The organism is Rhodococcus sp. AC861 (assembly GCF_979256035.1).
Genome location: NZ_CEEDMW010000003.1, coordinates 490,515 through 506,681, shown reverse-complemented (window position 1 = coordinate 506,681; position 16,167 = coordinate 490,515). Strand labels below are relative to the sequence as shown.

Genomic DNA, 16,167 nt, shown 5'->3' with positions numbered 1-16,167 from the left:
TCGGCACAGCCGTGCACCGGGCACGGTCGTATTTCGTCTCGAGCGGGACTGGTCAGACCACGCCGAGCGTGGTCAGGGGACCATGCTTCCAACGCGCGCGACCCCCCAGAACTTCCACCTCGAGAACCACCGCTGCACCGACGACTATCGCGCCGCACCGGGTGAGCAGTTCGGCGGCCGCCTCGAGGGTGCCACCGGTAGCGAGAACGTCGTCCACGATCAGAATGCGTCGCCCGTCGAGGTCGATGCCCTCCGCGGAGATCTCCAGCTCGGCGGTGCCGTACTCCAGCTCGTACGCCTGGTGGTGGACCGGCGGAGGCAGCTTGCCGGCCTTGCGCACCGCGATCACTCCGGTGCCCAACGCCAACGCGACGCCCGCACCGAGAAGGAATCCACGGGCATCGATCCCGGCAACGGCATCGACGTCGCGACCGGCCTCGGCCAACGCGTCGATGACTGTGCGCAGACCCCGGGCATCGGCGAACACGGGCGTCAGGTCGGCGAAGCGGACACCCGGCTCGGGGAAGTCGTCCGCCCAGCGGGTGAGCCGTGCGACGACGTCCGCCCCGGCCTCGTCCACGATCGCGTTGTCACTCATCCGACCAGTATCCATTTGTCCATGTTCCATCCCGCGCCGGCGACGGTCGGATTCGACTCGACACCGCGCATTCCCGACGCCACGGCCGTGACTCTCGGAGCGTTGTAGAGAGGCAGTGACGGCATGTCCGTCCACAGGATGTTCTCGGCCTCGACCGCAGCGGACAACACTGTCGCGTCGGACTGGTCGACCGCGAGCTGGTCGACCAATTGATCGATCCTGGGGTTGGCGTATCCGCCGACGTTGACTCCCTGGCCTCCGCGAAGCGCGAAGCGTGCTGGGTCCGCGGACGACGTTCCGGTCGCGCCCGCCTGACCGGCCGTCGACGCCAACACCACATCGACCTGGCCCGCGCGCAGAGCGGCGGGCGTGAACGTCGCCGATGCCGAGTCGACGACGTCGATACCCATCGGTGCGCACGCGGCAGCGATCTGCGCGACGACGGCAGCGCGTCGGGTGTCGGGTCCGAGGTAGCCGATGCGGACCACCGGATCGGTGAGGCCCGCCTCGGCGAGACCGGCCGTGACACCGGCGACGTCGGGTGCGCGGTATCGCTCCGCGGCAGTGCCCGCCACCGTCCGGTACGCCAGTGTGGCAGGGAGGGTCGTCCGACTGTCGACGATGCTCGATCCCCTCCCGGTCGCCTGCTCGTACCCGGGGTGCCCGTGCTGCGCGAAGAGGTCGCCGCGGGGAACGCACGCCGCGAAGGCGCGACGAGCTGCGGGATCGGCGAAGACACCCGTCGTCGCCATCACCAATTGTTCGATTCCGAACGACGGCTGCGAGGTCGCGGTGAACCCGTCCGGGGTGGCCGTGCCGCCGTCGGCGTCGACCACCTCGATGTCGCCCGACGCCGCCTTGGCCGCGATGTCGGCTCCCTTGGGCCAGACCACGATGCGATCGGTACCGGCGGGGATTCCCCACCATTTCTCGTTCGGCACCAGGACCAGGCCGTCGTCGACGGAATAGGCGTCGACACGGAACGGTCCGGCAGAGACGAAGACTGCGGGATCGAGCGTTCCGGGCTCCCCGGAGGGTGCCGACGTGAGGGTCCACGCCGTGTTCCACGCTGCGCCGACGCGGCCGAGAGCCTCCTGGTCACCTCCGGCCAGAGTGCCGACGATGTCGGGCACTCCTGCGATCCGGGCAGCCACATGAGCGGGCATCATCGACCCGGCCCCGAAGAGGGACCGCCAGTCGACGTAGCTGCGGCCGGATCGGAACGTCACGGTGGCGACCTTGTCGGCGGGCGCGCAGTCGATCCGCTCGATGTCGGCGTATCCGGCCGTGGAGGCGGCGTCGAAGACCGGCGCACCGGCGACGTCCGTCCGGCCGCTGCGCGCCGCCCAGGCGAGAACCATGTCGTCGCAGGTCATCGGCACCCCGTCGGACCACACGGCGGGCGCGGCGATGGTGTACGTGATGACCTGCTGCTCACCGGGAACCTCGACGGCTGTGCCGATGTCGGTGTCGCTCACCGCGCCTCCGCTGGGCGCCGTGACGCTGAAGCCGGGGAGCACGCGCGCGAACGCCTGCACCGCGCCGGAGGACGAGCCCTCCGTCGTCCCGGCGTTGTAGGTCGAGATCGTGTTGTCGACGGCGTACCCGATGGACGGAATCCGGGTGTCCTCGGAACTGCACGCCACGAGCGTCGATCCCGCGACCGCGGCGAGTGCCACTGCAGCGATCCCGGTTCTGGAGAGCGTCGACCCACCCATGTCAGCTCCTCCGCTTGCCGCGCTTACCTGTCGGTCGCGCGCCCGCTCGGGGCGCTGCGGCCGGTGTCCGTGCGGGACGGGCCGCCACCGGGGACGCCGCGGCGCCCGCGGCGACGCGCTCTCCGGCGGGACGGGCGACGCCCTCGCGCTTGGCCAGCACCTTCTTGGTATGTGCGGCGACCGGTCCCCACTTCTCCTTGAGCGTGACCACGAGGGGCGTCGCGAAGAAGATGGACGAGTACGCGCCGATGATGATGCCCACGAGCTGCACCAGCGCGAGATCCTTGAGGGTTCCGACTCCCAGCAGCCACACCGCGATCACGATGAGCGCGATCACGGGGAGCACGCTGATCACCGTCGTGTTGATCGACCTCATCAACGTCTGGTTGACCGCGAGGTTCGCCTGCTCGGCGTACGTGCGCCGGTTCAGGTGCAGGATGCCCCGGGTGTTCTCCTCGACCTTGTCGAAGACGACCACCGAGTCGTACAGCGAGAATCCGAGAATCGTGAGGAGGCCGATCACCGTGGCAGGCGTGACCTCGAATCCCACCAGCGAGTACACGCCGGCGGTGACGAAGATGTCGAAGAACAACGCCGCGATACCGGCGAGGGCCATGTCCCGCTCGTAGCGAACGGCGATGTAGATGCTGACGATGACCAGGAAGACCACCAGCGCGATCAGCGCCTTGTTCGTGATCTGGGAACCCCAGGTCTCACTGACGTCGGTGAAGGAGATCGCGTCTCGCGTCGTCTCGCCCTCCGCGTTGGTCGGCGAGTACGCATCGAACAGCGCGCTCTGCAGCGACGACGCCTGACCGGGGTCCAGCGCCTCCGAGCGGATCTGGACGGTGGCGCCGGATCCGGTGCCCACCGTCTGCACGGCGACGGCGTCCTGGCCCAGCGTCTCGGTGTAGATCTGCTCGACCTGAGCGGTGTCCACACCCCCGTTCGGCGCGGGGAACTGCACCCTGGTGCCGCCCTCGAAATCGATACCGAGGGTGAATCCTCTGACCAGGATCGACAGCAGCGAGACCAGGACGAACGCCGCGGTGATGCCGTACCAGAGGCGTCGGCGTCCGATGATGTCGAACGCTCCGGTGCCGGTGTAGAGGCGCGAGAGGATGCCGCGCCCGCCCTCGGCAGTGTCCGGTGCGGTGTCGGGCGTGGTGTCGGTGGTGGTGTCGGCCATGACTCAGGCCTCCTTGTTCGATCCGGCGGCAGCCGTCTCACGGGTGGATTGGGCGGCTGCTCGCTTACGGGCGCGCGCGATCTCCTGCACCGCGCCCAGACCGTTGATGGACGGCTTGGACCAGAACTCGGTGCGCGAGGCGAGGTTGACCAGCGGCCACGTCACCAGGATGACGATGACGATGTCGAGCAGCGTCGACAGGCCGAGCGTGAAGGCGAACCCGCGAACCTGTCCGACGGCGAGCACGTACAGCACGGCGGCGGCGATGAAGCTGACCGCGTTGCCGGAGAGGATCGTCCGGCGCGCTCTGGCCCACCCTCGCGGAACGGCGGAGCGGAAGCTGCGACCCTCGCGGATCTCGTCCTTGATGCGTTCGAAGAACACGACGAACGAGTCGGCGGTCATACCGATACCGATGATCAGACCGGCGATGCCGGCGAGATCGAGCGTGAAGGAAATCCATCGACCGAGCAACACGAGGATGCCGTAGATGGCGACCAGGGACAGCACCAGCGACAGCGCCGTGAGGATGCCGAGCATGCGGTAGTAGAGGAGGCAGTAGAGCAGGACGAACACCAGACCGATGGCGCCCGCGATGAGGCCGGCCTGCAGGGACGCCAAGCCCAGCGTCGCGGAGACCGTCTCGGCTTCCGAGGCGGCGAAGGACAGAGGCAGCGAGCCGTACTTCAGGGTGTTGGCCAACTCCCGTGCACTGTCCGCCGTGAAGTTGCCGGTGATCTGAGTGGCACTGCCGGCCGGTGTCGCGCCCTGGATGACGGGTGCGCTGACGACCTTCGAGTCGAGCGTGAACGCGGCCTGCTTGCCGATGTTGGCCGAGGTGAACTGGGCCCAGGTGTTACCGCCCTCGGTGGTGAAGCTCAGCGAGACCACGTTGCGCGACTGCTGCGAGTCGAACTGCGAGCTGGCATCGGCGATCTGCTGACCGTCGATGATCGACGCGTCGAGGACGTAGACGGCGGTGCCGTCCGTGGAGCAGGCAACCAGCGGCAGCGCCGGGTCGTCGTTGCCCTGCAGCGGGTCGGGAGCAGAGCAGTCGATCGTCGCCATCGCCGTCTGCTGAACGGCCGGGTCGGTGCTCTGACGCAGCGCCTTCGCCTCGGTGATCGCGTCGGCGGTCTCGTCCGCGGAGCCTTCCGTCGGCGCGGTTCCCGGCTCCGAGCCGGTGTCCTGGTCGGACGGAGCTGCGGGGTCGGTCGGCGCAGCGGGGTCGGTGGGGTCCTGTGCGGGGAAGGGTCGGTTCTGCGGAGCGGGCGCCGCGGGATCGACGGCGGCGGGGTCGGCTGCCGCCGGATCTGCAGCTCCCGGAACTGCCGCCGCCGGATCTGCGGCGGGATCCGTCGCCACCGGGGCCTCGGGCGTGCCGGCCGGAGTCGGCGCCTGCGAGGTGATGACCGGGCGGATGTAGAGGCGGGCCGTCTGGCCGAGAGTGCGAGCCTGCGAGCTGTCGTCGCCGGGAACCGTGATGACCAGGTTCTGACCGTCGATGACCACCTCGGACCCGGAGACACCCAGACCGTTCACGCGGGTCTCGATGATCTGCTGGGCCTGCCGGAGGCTGTCCTGACTCGGCGCGCTGCCGTCCGGCGTGCGGGCGGTCAGCGTCACGCGCGTGCCGCCCTGCAGGTCGATACCCAGCTTGGGTGTCGGGGACTTGTCACCGGTGAAAAAGACCAGGACGTACACGAGGGCGATGAAGACGCCGAACACGGCGAGATACCGCACCGGATACGAGGATCCGCTGGATGGGGCCACGGTGAGTACTTCTCCTGAGTGGGACGGACCGGCTGGGTGGAACGACAGCTGGAGGACTACGGCTCGGTGTAGATCGGCTTCTTAGGTCGTACGAGGGCGGGCCGCGAGCGACACGGACCGGCCGAAGCCTGACCGACCGTACCCTCTCCACAACGACGCACCGCCCCCGAGGACGACCTCGGGGGCGGTGAATCCGCTTTGTCTCAATCCTTGGTGAGGCGAGCCTGCGAACGATCGGTGTCGGCCGATCCGAGACCGGTCTCCAGGCTGTCGACTCGGCTCTGCACATCGGCGTCGTCGGTGTAGTCGACGGCCGCGTCATCGCTGGTCACGTCGTCGTCCTCGTCGGGGAGAACCTCGCGCACGACGGCACGCGACCAGGTGGTGATGATGCCGGGGGCGACTTCGAGATCGACGGTCGTCTCGGTGAGCCCGTCGACCAGTCCGTGCAGTCCGGACGTGGTCAGAACGCGGTCACCCACGGCCAGCGAGTCCTGCAGCTCGGCTGTCTTGGCCAACTCCCGCTTCTGACGGCGCATGCCGAGAAACATCGGGACCAGCAGGGCGAGCACGAGAAGCGGAAACAGCAGTTCCATCGGAGACGTCAATCCTTGATCGAGGGGCGTGGAACCCCCAGTGTGCCACGTCTGCCGTGAAGCTCGGGCGTGTCAGGCACCCGTTTCGTCCGATTCGACGGGATAGGTGGCCGGTCAGCTCTCGTCGAAAAGGGTGCGTTGCGGCTCGTTCGTCCGCACGGAGATGCCGCCGACCGCGAGGTCCGGCGGAGGAGTCAGACCCATGCGCTCCCAGGCAGCGGCAGTCGCCACGCGCCCACGCGGAGTCCGGGCGATCATGCCGGCACGGACCAGATACGGCTCGCACACCTCTTCGACCGTCGCGGGCTCCTCCCCGACCGCGACGGCCAACGTCGAGACACCGACGGGTCCGCCGCCGAAGCTGCGGACCAGGGCGCCGAGGACCGCGCGGTCGAGTCGGTCCAGGCCGAGCTCGTCGACGTCGTAGACCTCGAGAGCAGCCCGTGCGACCTCGAGGGTCACCACTCCGTCGGCGCGTACTTCCGCGTAGTCGCGTACGCGGCGGAGTAGGCGGTTGGCGATGCGCGGAGTGCCCCTCGAACGGCCCGCGATCTCGGCGGACGCGTCGACGTCGACACGCACACCGAGAATCCCGGCGGATCGGGTGATGATGCGCTGGAGCTCGCGCGCGTCGTAGAAGTCCATGTGTGCGGTGAAGCCGAAGCGGTCGCGCAGCGGCCCCGTCAGAGCTCCCGACCTGGTGGTGGCGCCGACGAGGGTGAATGGCGCGACGTCGAGCGGAATCGACGTCGCACCGGGCCCCTTGCCGACGACGACGTCGACCCGGAAGTCCTCCATCGCCAGGTACAGCATCTCCTCTGCCGGCCGTGCGATGCGATGGATCTCGTCGATGAACAACACGTCGCCCTCGACCAGATTGCTCAGCATGGCCGCGAGGTCACCGGCGCGCTCCAGCGCCGGACCGGAGGTGAGCCGCAGCGCGGACCCGAGCTCCCCCGCGATGATCATCGCCATACTGGTCTTCCCCAGTCCGGGCGGACCGGACAGGAGGATGTGGTCGGGTGTACTGCCTCGCTGAGTAGCCCCCTGCAGGACGAGTTGCAGCTGTTCCCGCACGCGGGGCTGCCCGATGAAGTCGTCGAGAGACTTCGGGCGGAGGCTGGCATCGAGGTCGCCGTCGTCGGGAACGACCTCCGCGGTCACCAGGGATTCGTCACCGTCGTCCGTCCAGTTCTGATCGGTCACCGCGACCTACCCAGACTCACCAGAGCCGCTCGCAATGCCTGCGCAGTTCCCGTCGTCGGGTCCTCCGCCAACACGGCGTCCACCGCAGGCTCTGCCTGCTTCGCGGGGAAGCCGAGACCGAGCAGTGCCTCGACCACCTGATCCCGCACCGGTCCGGCCGACGGCCCGGACACCGAGGACCCACCTGGTGCCGACACCACGGCGTCCACCTTGTCGCGCAACTCTACGACGAGCCGCTCGGCGCCGCGTTTGCCGATGCCGGGGACTCGCATCAGCGCCGTGACGTTGCCGTCCGTCAGCGCGGAACGCAGCGCGTCGGGTTCGAGAACCGCGAGCACCGCCATCGCCAGGCGCGGACCGACGCCCGACACCGTCTGCAGGAGGCCGAAGAGGTCGCGCGAGGTGGCGTCGGCAAATCCGTACAGCGTCATCGAGTCCTCGCGGACGATCATCGAGATGACGAGGCGTGCTTCGGCGCCGCGGGTCAGGCCGGCAAGTGTCGCGGGTGTCGCGTTGACGCGGTAACCCAGGCCGGCCGCCTCGACGACGGCGTGATCGAGTGCGATCTCGAGGACGTCGCCTCGTATCGAGCTGATCATCGCGGCTGCACTCCCGTCTTCGCGCCGGCGCGAACCGCGGCGCGTTGCTGTTTCAGTTTCTTCTCGTACGACGCCTTCGCGGCGGCCGCCTGCGCCTCCGCGGCCGCCATCCGGGCCATCATCGGGGCGCGCCAGCAATGACAGATGGCCAACGCGAGAGCGTCCGCGGCATCGGCAGGCCTCGGCGCCTGCTGCATCCCGAGGATGCGCGTGACCATGGCCGTGACCTGTGCCTTGTCGGCGGTGCCGTTCCCGGTGACAGCTGCCTTGACTTCCGACGGCGTGTGAAAGGCGACGGGGATCCCCCGGCGGGCCGCGGCCAGCGCGATCACTCCCCCGGCCTGGGCAGTGCCCATGGCGGTCCGCACGTTGTTCTGGGAGAACACCCGCTCCACCGCGACCACGGTGGGCTTGTGAGTGTCCAACCAGTACTCGGCGGACTCGGCGATCAGGAGCAGGCGTTGGGCGAGGTCCATGTCCGAGGGAGTACGCACCACGTCGACGTCGAGCGCGGTGACGGCCCTACCGGCACCGGACTCGACCAGGCTCAACCCGCACCGAGTGAGTCCCGGATCGACTCCCATGACACGCAACGCCCACTCCCTCACCGGATTCGACCAACCTACGAACTGTTGTTCGATACCCTAGCGGCGAGAAGCGGGCGTGTGCGTGCGGCGCGCTGGAGTCAGTCCTCGTCGAGCTGCGCGAGCACCTCGTCGGACAGATCGACGTTCGACCACACGTTCTGCACGTCGTCGCTGTCCTCGAGCGCGTCGATCAGCTTGAACACCTTGCGCGCTCCGTCGACGTCGACGGGCACGCTGACCGACGGCTGGAAACTGGCCTCGGCGGAGTCGTAGTCGATGCCCGCCTCCTGCAGCGCGGTGCGCACGGCCACCAGGTCGGTCGGCTCGGAGACCACCTCGAAGGTGTCCCCGTTGTCGTTGACCTCCTCGGCGCCGGCGTCGAGCACGGCCATCAGGACGTCGTCCTCGGACTGGCCGTTCTTCTCGAGCGTGACGACGCCCTTGCGGGAGAACAGGTACGACACGGAACCCGGGTCGGCCATGTTGCCGCCGTTGCGGGTCATCGCGACACGGACCTCGCCTGCCGCGCGGTTGCGGTTGTCGGTGAGGCACTCGATGAGGACGGCGACACCGTTGGGGCCGTAGCCCTCGTACATGATGGTCTGCCAGTCGGCTCCGCCCGCTTCTTCACCGGCGCCGCGCTTGCGTGCGCGCTCGATGTTGTCATTGGGGACCGAGGTCTTCTTCGCCTTCTGGATGGCGTCGTACAACGTGGGGTTACCGACGGGGTCACCACCACCCGTGCGCGCGGCGACCTCGATGTTCTTCACCAATTTGGCGAAGGACTTCGATCGGCGGGCGTCGACGACAGCCTTCTTGTGCTTCGTGGTCGCCCATTTGGAGTGGCCGCTCATCGGCAATAGCCCCTTTCGTACCGGCAGAGAACGTGCCTAGCTTACGCGGGCGTGGACAGGGTTCTTCGCTCCCGCACCATGTCGGCGAACAGCGCGTGCACTCGTCGGTCTCCCGTGACCTCCGGGTGGAAGGACGTCGCGAGCACGGCTCCGTGGCGGACGGCGACGACGCGGCCGGCCGCGGGCCCGTCCGGAACCGTGGCCAGGACCTCGACGTCGTCTCCGACGCGCTCGACCCAGGGAGCTCGGATGAACACGGCGCGGATCGGGTCGCCGTCGATGCCGGTCATGGCGAGATCGGTCTCGAACGAGTCGACCTGTCGGCCGAAGGCGTTGCGACGCACCGTCATGTCGAGTCCGTCCAGGTGCACCGCGTCGGCCGTGGTGTCGAGGATGTCGGACGCCAGCAGGATCATCCCCGCGCACGAGCCGTACGCCGGCATTCCTGCCGCGAGCCGTTCCCTGACGGGGTCGAGGAGGTCGAAGATGCGGAGCAGTTTGCCCATGGTGGTCGATTCCCCACCCGGGATCACCAGACCGTCGACGGCGGCCAGTTCCTCCGGCCGACGGACCGTCACCGCGTCCGCGCCCGACGCGGTCAGCGCCTCGAGGTGTTCACGGACGTCGCCCTGCAGGGCGAGAACTCCGATGAGGGGCCGGGTCACCGCGTCGTCTCGAGGCCGGGAGTGTGCTGCGCCGAGCGGTCGTACCGCATCAGGCCCTCCTGCGTGACGGCGGCGACCATGCGGCCGGCGCGGTCGTAGATCCTGCCCTGGGTGAGCGCACGGCCGAGGCCGGCTGACGGGGACGTCTGGTCGTAGAGCAGCCACTCGTCGGCGCGGAACGGCCGCAGGAACCACAGCGCATGGTCGAGAGAGGCCGTCTGTGTCGCGACGTCCTCGTGTGGGACCTTCGCCGAGCCCAGCAGTGTCATGTCCGACATGTAGGCCAGGGCGCACACGTGGAAGACCTGGTCGTCGGGGAGCGGATCCCGGTAGCGGATCCAGACCTGCTGCTGCGCCGCCAGATTCGAGCTGCGGGCGATCTTGTCGTGCGGCACGAGACGGACGTCCCACCGATTCCACTCCTTGTAGAACATCTTCTGCCGCAACGCTTCGTCCTCGGCGACGTCGGGGAGATCCTCGGGGCCCATCACGTCGGGCATGCGGTCCTGATGCTCGATGCCCTCGTCCTCGACGTGGAACGACGCCGACATCGTGAAGATCGCCTTGCCGTCCTGGACGCCGGTGACCCGCCGCGTGGCGAACGAACGGCCGTCGCGGACACGGTCCACCGTGAACACCGTCGGTTCGTTGGGGTTTCCGGGGCGCAGGAAGTATCCGTGCAGCGAATGCACCCGGAACGACACGTCCACCGTCTTGGCCGCCGATACCAACGACTGCCCTGCCACCTGGCCACCGAATGTCCGCTGCAGTTGGCTGGGGATGGAGCTCCCGCGATAGATGTCGTTCTCGATGCGTTCGAGTTCGAGGATCTCTTCGATGCCCGCCATGATCACCCTTTCCGGTCGGGACAGACGTGCCCTGCCCCGCGAGTACGGCTGAAGTGTCGCAGAATCGGCCCCCTGAACGACACTTCGGCCGTACTCGCGGGGGGTGGAGGCATTGCGTCGGGCAGGATCGAGACCGTGCCCCGCTTCTCCCCCACGACTCCCGACGCGGTGGTGGACCTCGTCGTCGACCGCATCGCCGCGCTCGAGGGACGATGCGTCGTCGCCGTGGACGGTGCCGACGCGGCATCGCCGATCACTCTGGCGGACAACGTCTCCGAACGCCTGCGGGCCTCGGGGCGCGCGGCCGCCGTGATCTCGCTGCACGGGTGGGTCCGGCCGGCGTCGCTCCGCCTCGAGTACGGCCACGAGGACGAACTGTCCTATCGCACCATGTGGTTCGACTACGACGGGCTGCGTCGTGAAGTCCTGGAGTCGCTGAGCCGTCACGGCCGCTGGCTACCGGCGATCTGGGACGAGCGCACCGACCGCTCCGCACGCGTCTCGATGGTCGACGCCTCCGAGAACCAGGTGATCCTGGTCGCCGGGCCGATGCTGCTGAGCCGGGGTCTGAATTTCGACCTGACCGTCGCCGCGACGCTCACGGAGCGGACGGCGTCGAGACTCACACCCGAGGATCAGCGGTGGACGGTGCCCGCGCTGATGACACATGCGGCACAGTCCGAGCCGGCCGACATCGAGGTGAAGATGGATCACCCCGACCGGCCGGCGCTGTTGGTCGAGCGTTGACCTACGTCACCACCCGCGCTCGGCGAGACGGTGCGGCTGCGGGATCTCGTCGACGTTGATGCCGACCATGGCCTCGCCGAGACCACGCGAGACCTTCGCCAGCACATCCGGGTCGTCGAAGAACGTGGTGGCCTTGACGATGGCGGCCGCGCGCTGCTCCGGGTTCCCGGACTTGAAGATGCCGGATCCGACGAAGACACCCTCGGCGCCGAGCTGCATCATCATCGCGGCGTCCGCGGGAGTGGCGATGCCGCCTGCGGTGAACAGGGTGACGGGGAGCTTGCCGTTGCGGGCGACCTCGACGACCAGATCGTAGGGAGCCTGCAGCTCCTTCGCCGCGACGTACAGCTCGTCCTCGGGCAACGATGTCAGGTGACGGATCTGGTCGCGCAGCGTGCGCATGTGGGTCGTTGCGTTGGAGACGTCGCCGGTGCCGGCTTCGCCCTTGGACCGGATCATCGCCGCGCCCTCGGTGATGCGTCGCAGCGCCTCACCCAGGTTGGTCGCACCACAGACGAACGGAACGGTGAACTTCCACTTGTCGATGTGGTTGGCGTAGTCGGCCGGGGTCAGGACCTCGGACTCGTCGACGTAGTCGACACCGAGGCTCTGCAGGATCTGCGCCTCGACGAAGTGGCCGATACGTGCCTTGGCCATGACGGGGATGCTGACAGAGGAGATGATGCTGTCGATCATGTCCGGGTCGGACATCCGGGAGACGCCACCCTGGGCGCGGATGTCGGCAGGCACGCGTTCGAGAGCCATGACGGCCACGGCACCGGACTGCTCGGCGATCTTCGCCTGATCAGCGGTGACGACGTCCATGATGACGCCGCCCTTGAGCATCTCGGCCATGCCTCGCTTGACGCGGGCGGTGCCGGTGGACGGTGTGGAACCGTTCTGCTCGGATGTGGGGACGGCAACGGTGGTCACGAGATTCTCCTCAGACGTGCGGGAACGAGTGCACCGCGAGCCTAGGCTCGCGCTGGACCTTCTCGCGATAACCACTTGATCCACACTGGCCCACTATGGCCGGTGTCACAGCAGGTCAGTGGATGGCGCGGACGTCCGGGTCCGTCCGCAACGCCAGCACGGTGTCGGCCTCGTCGAGCAGTTCCGCCATCGCCCGCGGATACACCGCGTCGCCAGACGACGCGATCGCACGGATGTCGTCGGACGTGCACCATCTGTGCCCGGTGACGACGCGTCGCTCGAGCTCGGTGAAGCCCGTCCGAACCGGTTCGAACGCCTCCGCGCGCAGCGCGAAGAACAGTTCCTCCGAGCGGATGACGACACCGTCGAAGGCGAACGTCGCGGTGCGGCGCCACATGGGTCCGCGCAGATCCTCGGCCGAAGCGATCAGACCGGTCTCCTCCTGCAGCTCGCGGACTGCCGCGTCCCGCAGCGTCTCCCCTACTTCCACCCCGCCGCCGATGGTGAACCAGAAGTGCACGTCGGGAACCGCAGGGTCGTGACCGCGCAGCAACAACACCCGTCCGCGCCCGTCCAGGAGGACGACCCGCGCCGATGTCCGTGTCGACGCCGAATCGACGTCGTCGTCGGCGGTCTCGCTCTCGGTGATCTCGAAGTAGGTAGGCATCGGCGCCGTCCCGCCGAGGCGGAGCAGCCGTACCGGCCGACGTGACCGCAGCGCGAGGGTGTCGCGGACGGCGTCGTTGTGGAAACGACGGGCGATCTGCACGCGCGCTTCGGCGTCGGCGAGCTCGGAGATCATCTGAGGGTTGAGTCGAGCCAGATCGACGCGTCCCAAAGCGACCGACACCGCGTTCTCGGCACGCTCGCGATCGGCCCGCTTCGCCCTCTCGGCGCGGTCCGCCAACTGGGTGAGCGTGCGACTCTCGACGGAGCCGGGAGCGTCGAGCGCGGCGGCGACAGCCCTGGTGACCACGGAGCGGCGAGCGAGGGCGGACTCGAGGGATTGCCAGGACCGGTCCGACCGGACGTGGAGGCGGTCGAGTCGGCGCGCCGTGGAGTACGCCCAGAACGCCACGAGAAGCACCAGCACGAGCAGCACCACGAGTGCCGTGACGACCCAGAACGACGCAGACATCAGTCGATCACCTTCACGGTCCGGCCGGGCACGGCAACGGTTTCGTAGACGCGCACGATCTGCTCGGCGACGACCGGCCAGTCGTACGTGACTGCCGTCCTGCTCGCCTGCCGCACCAGCTCCGCCCGTTCGTCGTCGTCCGAGAGCACCCGGATGACGGCGTCGGCCATGGCCTCGGAGTCACCGACCGGGAACAGCACACCTGCCTTGCCGTCCCGGAGGACGCGGCGGAACGCGTCGAGATTGCTGGCGACGACGGGAGCGCCGGCCGCCATGGCTTCGACCAGCACGATGCCGAACGACTCCCCGCCGGTGTTGGGCGCGCAGTAGATGTCGGCACTGCGCAGCGCCGACGCCTTCTCCGCATCGGTGGTCTGGCCGAGGAAGCGGAAATGCTTCGCCAGGTCACCGGCCTCCTTGCACAGCTTCTGCTGGTCGCCCCGTCCGACGACGAGGACCTCGACATCGGGGAACCGAGCAGCGATCGGGCCCAGCGCGGCAAGCAGGGTCTGCATGCCCTTGCGGGGCTCGTCGTAGCGTCCGATGAAGACCAGCGTGCGGCCCGGCCGCGGGTAACCCGGCAGCACCGGGGCAGTCGCGAATGCGGGTACGTGCACACCGTTGGGAATCTCGACCGCGTCGGACCCCAGGGCTTCCACCTGCCACCGACGCGCCAGCTCGGAGACGGCGATCCGGCCCGCGATCTTCTCGTGGTACGGCCTGAGAACACCTTGGAAGGTGCTGAGCAGCAACGATTTCGTCGTCGACGCATGGAACGTGGCGACGATGGGACCGTCGGCGATCTTGAGCGAGAGCATCGACAGGCTGGGTGCGTTGGGCTCGTGGATGTGCAGGACCTCGAACTCGCCCTTCTCGATCCACGCCCGGATACGGGTGTAGGTCACCGGCCCGAACGCCAGTCGCGCCACCGAGCCGTTGTACGGGAAGCTCAACGCTTTCCCGGTGGAGACGACGAAGTCCGGCAGGGCCGTCTCGTCGCTCGCGGGCGCCAGCACACTCACCTTGTGACCGCGCTGGATCAGGACTTCGGCCAACTCGGCGACGTGCGCCTGCACTCCGCCGGGCACGTCGAACGAGTAGGGACAGACGATGCCGATCTTCACCGCTGCGCCTCGCCGGTCATACGATCGCGCCGTCCTTGCGAGAGGTCCGACCACCACAGCGGCTGGAGCATGTGCCAGTCGGCGGGATGACGGGAGATGTTGGCCGCGAACCGATCCGCGAGCGACTGGGTGGCCTTCTCGACACCGCCGGACACGTCCACCGGCGGCTCGATGGAGAAGCCCCACCCGTCCTCGGTGAACCAGCAGTGCACAGGGAGAAGGGCCGCCCCGGTGTCGATGGCGAGTCGCGCCGGTCCGGCGGGCATCCGCGTCGGCTCGCCGAAGAAGGTCACCGGTACGCCGTGTCGCGCGAGGTCGCGTTCACCGAGCAGGCAGACCACCTTGCCGTCGCGCAGACGTTCGGACAGCTGCTCGAACGGAGGCCGCTCGCCGCCGCTCAGCGGGAAGATCTCGAAGCCCAGGGATTCGCGGTACTCGACGAAACGTCGGTACAGGGATTCCGGCTTCAAGCGCTCCGCGACGGTCGTGAACTGACCACGGGTTCTGGTCAACCACACTCCGGCCATGTCCCAGTTCCCGCTGTGGGGCAGCGCGAGGATCGCGCCTCGACCCGTGGCCAGCGCCGCGTCCAGGTATTCCTGGCCCACCACCGCATCGTCGATCGACGCGGCCTGCGCGGCCAGGTCCATGGACGGAAGCCGGAACGCCTCGCGCCAGTACCTCGCGTAGGAGCGCACCGAGGCACGGATGAGCTCGTCCGGGACGTTCTCCGGAGTGGTCCCCAGGACGCGAGCGAGGTTACGACGCAGTTGATCCGGGCCGCCGTTCCGCCGCGCCGCGAGATCGGCGCCGGCATCGAACAACCGGGTCGCGACGCCCTCGGGCAGTGCCCGGACGACGCGCCACCCGGCGATGTATCCCGCGGCCCCGGCCCGCTCGGACAGACTCATCCAGCCGAGCTGTCCGGCTCGATCCGGTTGGCATCGGTCCGGATCGGGATGACGTCCCGAGCACCCGGTGAGTTGCGGACTGCAAGCACCCGCTGGAACACCGTGACGATGCTCGCTACCGCCAGGAAGTAGGTGGCGACGGGAAGCGCGTACTCGAGCCACTCCAGGCCTGCGAGCTGTCCGATGCCGGTCAGTCCCGACCCGACCAGGACGATGACGAGCCTGTCGGGGCGCTCGATGAGACCACCGTCGGCGGTGAGCCCGCTGGCCTCGGCACGAGCCTTGGCGTACGAGATGACCTGAGAGGTGACCAGGCAGACCAGCATGGCCACCAGCAACGGGCGGTCGTTCTGGTGATAGATCGCCCACCACGAGAGACCGGCGAAGATGGCGCCGTCCGCCACACGATCGCAGGTGGCGTCCAGCACTGCGCCGTACTTGCTTCCGCCACCGCGTGCTCGCGCCATGGCCCCGTCCAGCATGTCGAACATGACGAACAGCCAGATCACGAGCGTCCCGACGAACAGGTGATCCATGGGGAACAGTGTGACCGCGGCGGCGACACTGGCGACCGTGCCGATGATGGTGACGGAGTCGGGGGTGAGCCCGGTGCTGTTGAGGGCGCGACCCAGAGGTGCGGTGACCTTGGACGCGGAGGCCCTACCGAAGATGCTCAGCACG

General features: G+C 68.4%; 17 protein-coding genes. 1 reads left to right on the top strand and 16 read right to left on the bottom strand.

From position 1 onward, the window contains the following. Positions 1-52: 52 nt before the first annotated feature. The 11 genes from AC0IX4_RS11960 to AC0IX4_RS11910 all read right to left on the bottom strand — a co-directional run bounded on the left by AC0IX4_RS11960 (position 53) and on the right by AC0IX4_RS11910 (position 10,633). Entirely contained in the window at positions 53-583 is a 531-nt protein-coding gene (locus AC0IX4_RS11960; protein WP_197074813.1) for an adenine phosphoribosyltransferase, read from the bottom strand. 11 nt (positions 584-594) lie between these two features. Beyond that, positions 595-2,316, bottom strand: a complete 1,722-nt coding sequence (locus tag AC0IX4_RS11955; protein ID WP_471829059.1) for an ABC transporter substrate-binding protein — start codon at positions 2,314-2,316, stop codon at positions 595-597. Position 2,317: 1 nt separating this feature from the next. Further along, the gene (secF, locus tag AC0IX4_RS11950; protein ID WP_042575973.1) at positions 2,318-3,505 is read right to left on the bottom strand and encodes a protein translocase subunit SecF; all 1,188 of its coding nucleotides are present in this window, start codon (positions 3,503-3,505) and stop codon (positions 2,318-2,320) included. A 3-nt stretch (positions 3,506-3,508) separates the two neighbouring features. Then, the gene (gene secD, locus AC0IX4_RS11945) at positions 3,509-5,278 is read right to left on the bottom strand and encodes a protein translocase subunit SecD (protein WP_042575974.1); all 1,770 of its coding nucleotides are present in this window, start codon (positions 5,276-5,278) and stop codon (positions 3,509-3,511) included. Between the two features lie 203 nt (positions 5,279-5,481). Beyond that, the gene (yajC, locus tag AC0IX4_RS11940; RefSeq protein WP_042575975.1) at positions 5,482-5,874 is read right to left on the bottom strand and encodes a preprotein translocase subunit YajC; all 393 of its coding nucleotides are present in this window, start codon (positions 5,872-5,874) and stop codon (positions 5,482-5,484) included. A gap of 114 nt (positions 5,875-5,988) precedes the next feature. Next, a complete protein-coding gene (gene ruvB / locus AC0IX4_RS11935; protein WP_042575976.1) occupies positions 5,989-7,080 on the bottom strand; it encodes a Holliday junction branch migration DNA helicase RuvB in 1,092 nt (363 codons plus the stop codon). After that, positions 7,077-7,679, bottom strand: coding sequence for a Holliday junction branch migration protein RuvA (ruvA, locus tag AC0IX4_RS11930; RefSeq protein ID WP_042575977.1), 603 nt, complete (start codon positions 7,677-7,679; stop codon positions 7,077-7,079). The genes ruvB and ruvA overlap by 4 nt, the downstream gene beginning before the upstream one ends. Next, positions 7,676-8,272, bottom strand: coding sequence for a crossover junction endodeoxyribonuclease RuvC (gene ruvC, locus AC0IX4_RS11925; protein WP_042575981.1), 597 nt, complete (start codon positions 8,270-8,272; stop codon positions 7,676-7,678). Before ruvC ends, ruvA begins: the two co-directional genes overlap by 4 nt. Before the next feature lie 92 nt (positions 8,273-8,364). After that, complete coding sequence (locus tag AC0IX4_RS11920; RefSeq protein WP_027505225.1) at positions 8,365-9,120, bottom strand: YebC/PmpR family DNA-binding transcriptional regulator; 756 nt, start codon at positions 9,118-9,120, stop codon at positions 8,365-8,367. Between the two features lie 41 nt (positions 9,121-9,161). After that, positions 9,162-9,785, bottom strand: coding sequence for a pyridoxal 5'-phosphate synthase glutaminase subunit PdxT (gene pdxT, locus AC0IX4_RS11915; RefSeq protein ID WP_042575978.1), 624 nt, complete (start codon positions 9,783-9,785; stop codon positions 9,162-9,164). Beyond that, positions 9,782-10,633, bottom strand: a complete 852-nt coding sequence (locus AC0IX4_RS11910; protein ID WP_471829058.1) for an acyl-CoA thioesterase — start codon at positions 10,631-10,633, stop codon at positions 9,782-9,784. The genes pdxT and AC0IX4_RS11910 overlap by 4 nt, the downstream gene beginning before the upstream one ends. A 135-nt stretch (positions 10,634-10,768) precedes the next feature. On the opposite strand from AC0IX4_RS11910, the gene AC0IX4_RS11905 reads away from it, so the two are divergent. Then, positions 10,769-11,380 carry a nucleoside/nucleotide kinase family protein gene (locus tag AC0IX4_RS11905; RefSeq protein WP_471829057.1) on the top strand — a complete coding sequence of 204 codons (612 nt, stop codon included), beginning with the start codon at positions 10,769-10,771 and terminating at the stop codon, positions 11,378-11,380. Between the two features lie 6 nt (positions 11,381-11,386). Here AC0IX4_RS11905 and pdxS read toward each other — a convergent pair whose 3' ends face one another. From pdxS to pgsA, 5 genes are all read right to left on the bottom strand, one after another. Further along, complete coding sequence (gene pdxS, locus AC0IX4_RS11900) at positions 11,387-12,313, bottom strand: pyridoxal 5'-phosphate synthase lyase subunit PdxS (RefSeq protein WP_082043223.1); 927 nt, start codon at positions 12,311-12,313, stop codon at positions 11,387-11,389. A 115-nt stretch (positions 12,314-12,428) separates the two neighbouring features. Beyond that, positions 12,429-13,451 carry an NUDIX hydrolase gene (locus AC0IX4_RS11895; RefSeq protein ID WP_471829056.1) on the bottom strand — a complete coding sequence of 341 codons (1,023 nt, stop codon included), beginning with the start codon at positions 13,449-13,451 and terminating at the stop codon, positions 12,429-12,431. Then, positions 13,451-14,575, bottom strand: a complete 1,125-nt coding sequence (locus AC0IX4_RS11890; protein WP_042575946.1) for a glycosyltransferase family 4 protein — start codon at positions 14,573-14,575, stop codon at positions 13,451-13,453. The genes AC0IX4_RS11895 and AC0IX4_RS11890 overlap by 1 nt, the downstream gene beginning before the upstream one ends. Continuing rightward, the gene (locus AC0IX4_RS11885) at positions 14,572-15,486 is read right to left on the bottom strand and encodes a phosphatidylinositol mannoside acyltransferase (protein ID WP_056074685.1); all 915 of its coding nucleotides are present in this window, start codon (positions 15,484-15,486) and stop codon (positions 14,572-14,574) included. The genes AC0IX4_RS11890 and AC0IX4_RS11885 overlap by 4 nt, the downstream gene beginning before the upstream one ends. Continuing rightward, on the bottom strand, positions 15,483-16,166 hold the full coding sequence (pgsA, locus tag AC0IX4_RS11880) for a phosphatidylinositol phosphate synthase (RefSeq protein WP_056074683.1): 684 nt from the start codon (positions 16,164-16,166) through the stop codon (positions 15,483-15,485). Before pgsA ends, AC0IX4_RS11885 begins: the two co-directional genes overlap by 4 nt. Between the last annotated feature and the right edge of the window lies 1 nt (position 16,167).

Excerpts from the sequence above, each read along its gene's own strand:
- AC0IX4_RS11955 (WP_471829059.1), bottom strand. The coding sequence starts at position 2,316 with ATGGGTGGGTCGACGCTCTCCAGAACCGGGATCGCTGCAGTGGCACTC.
- secF (WP_042575973.1), bottom strand. The coding sequence starts at position 3,505 with ATGGCCGACACCACCACCGACACCACGCCCGACACCGCACCGGACACT.
- yajC (WP_042575975.1), bottom strand. The coding sequence starts at position 5,874 with ATGGAACTGCTGTTTCCGCTTCTCGTGCTCGCCCTGCTGGTCCCGATG.
- ruvA (WP_042575977.1), bottom strand. The coding sequence starts at position 7,679 with ATGATCAGCTCGATACGAGGCGACGTCCTCGAGATCGCACTCGATCAC.
- AC0IX4_RS11920 (WP_027505225.1), bottom strand. The coding sequence starts at position 9,120 with ATGAGCGGCCACTCCAAATGGGCGACCACGAAGCACAAGAAGGCTGTC.
- AC0IX4_RS11910 (WP_471829058.1), bottom strand. The coding sequence starts at position 10,633 with ATGGCGGGCATCGAAGAGATCCTCGAACTCGAACGCATCGAGAACGAC.
- AC0IX4_RS11895 (WP_471829056.1), bottom strand. The coding sequence starts at position 13,451 with ATGTCTGCGTCGTTCTGGGTCGTCACGGCACTCGTGGTGCTGCTCGTG.
- AC0IX4_RS11885 (WP_056074685.1), bottom strand. The coding sequence starts at position 15,486 with ATGAGTCTGTCCGAGCGGGCCGGGGCCGCGGGATACATCGCCGGGTGG.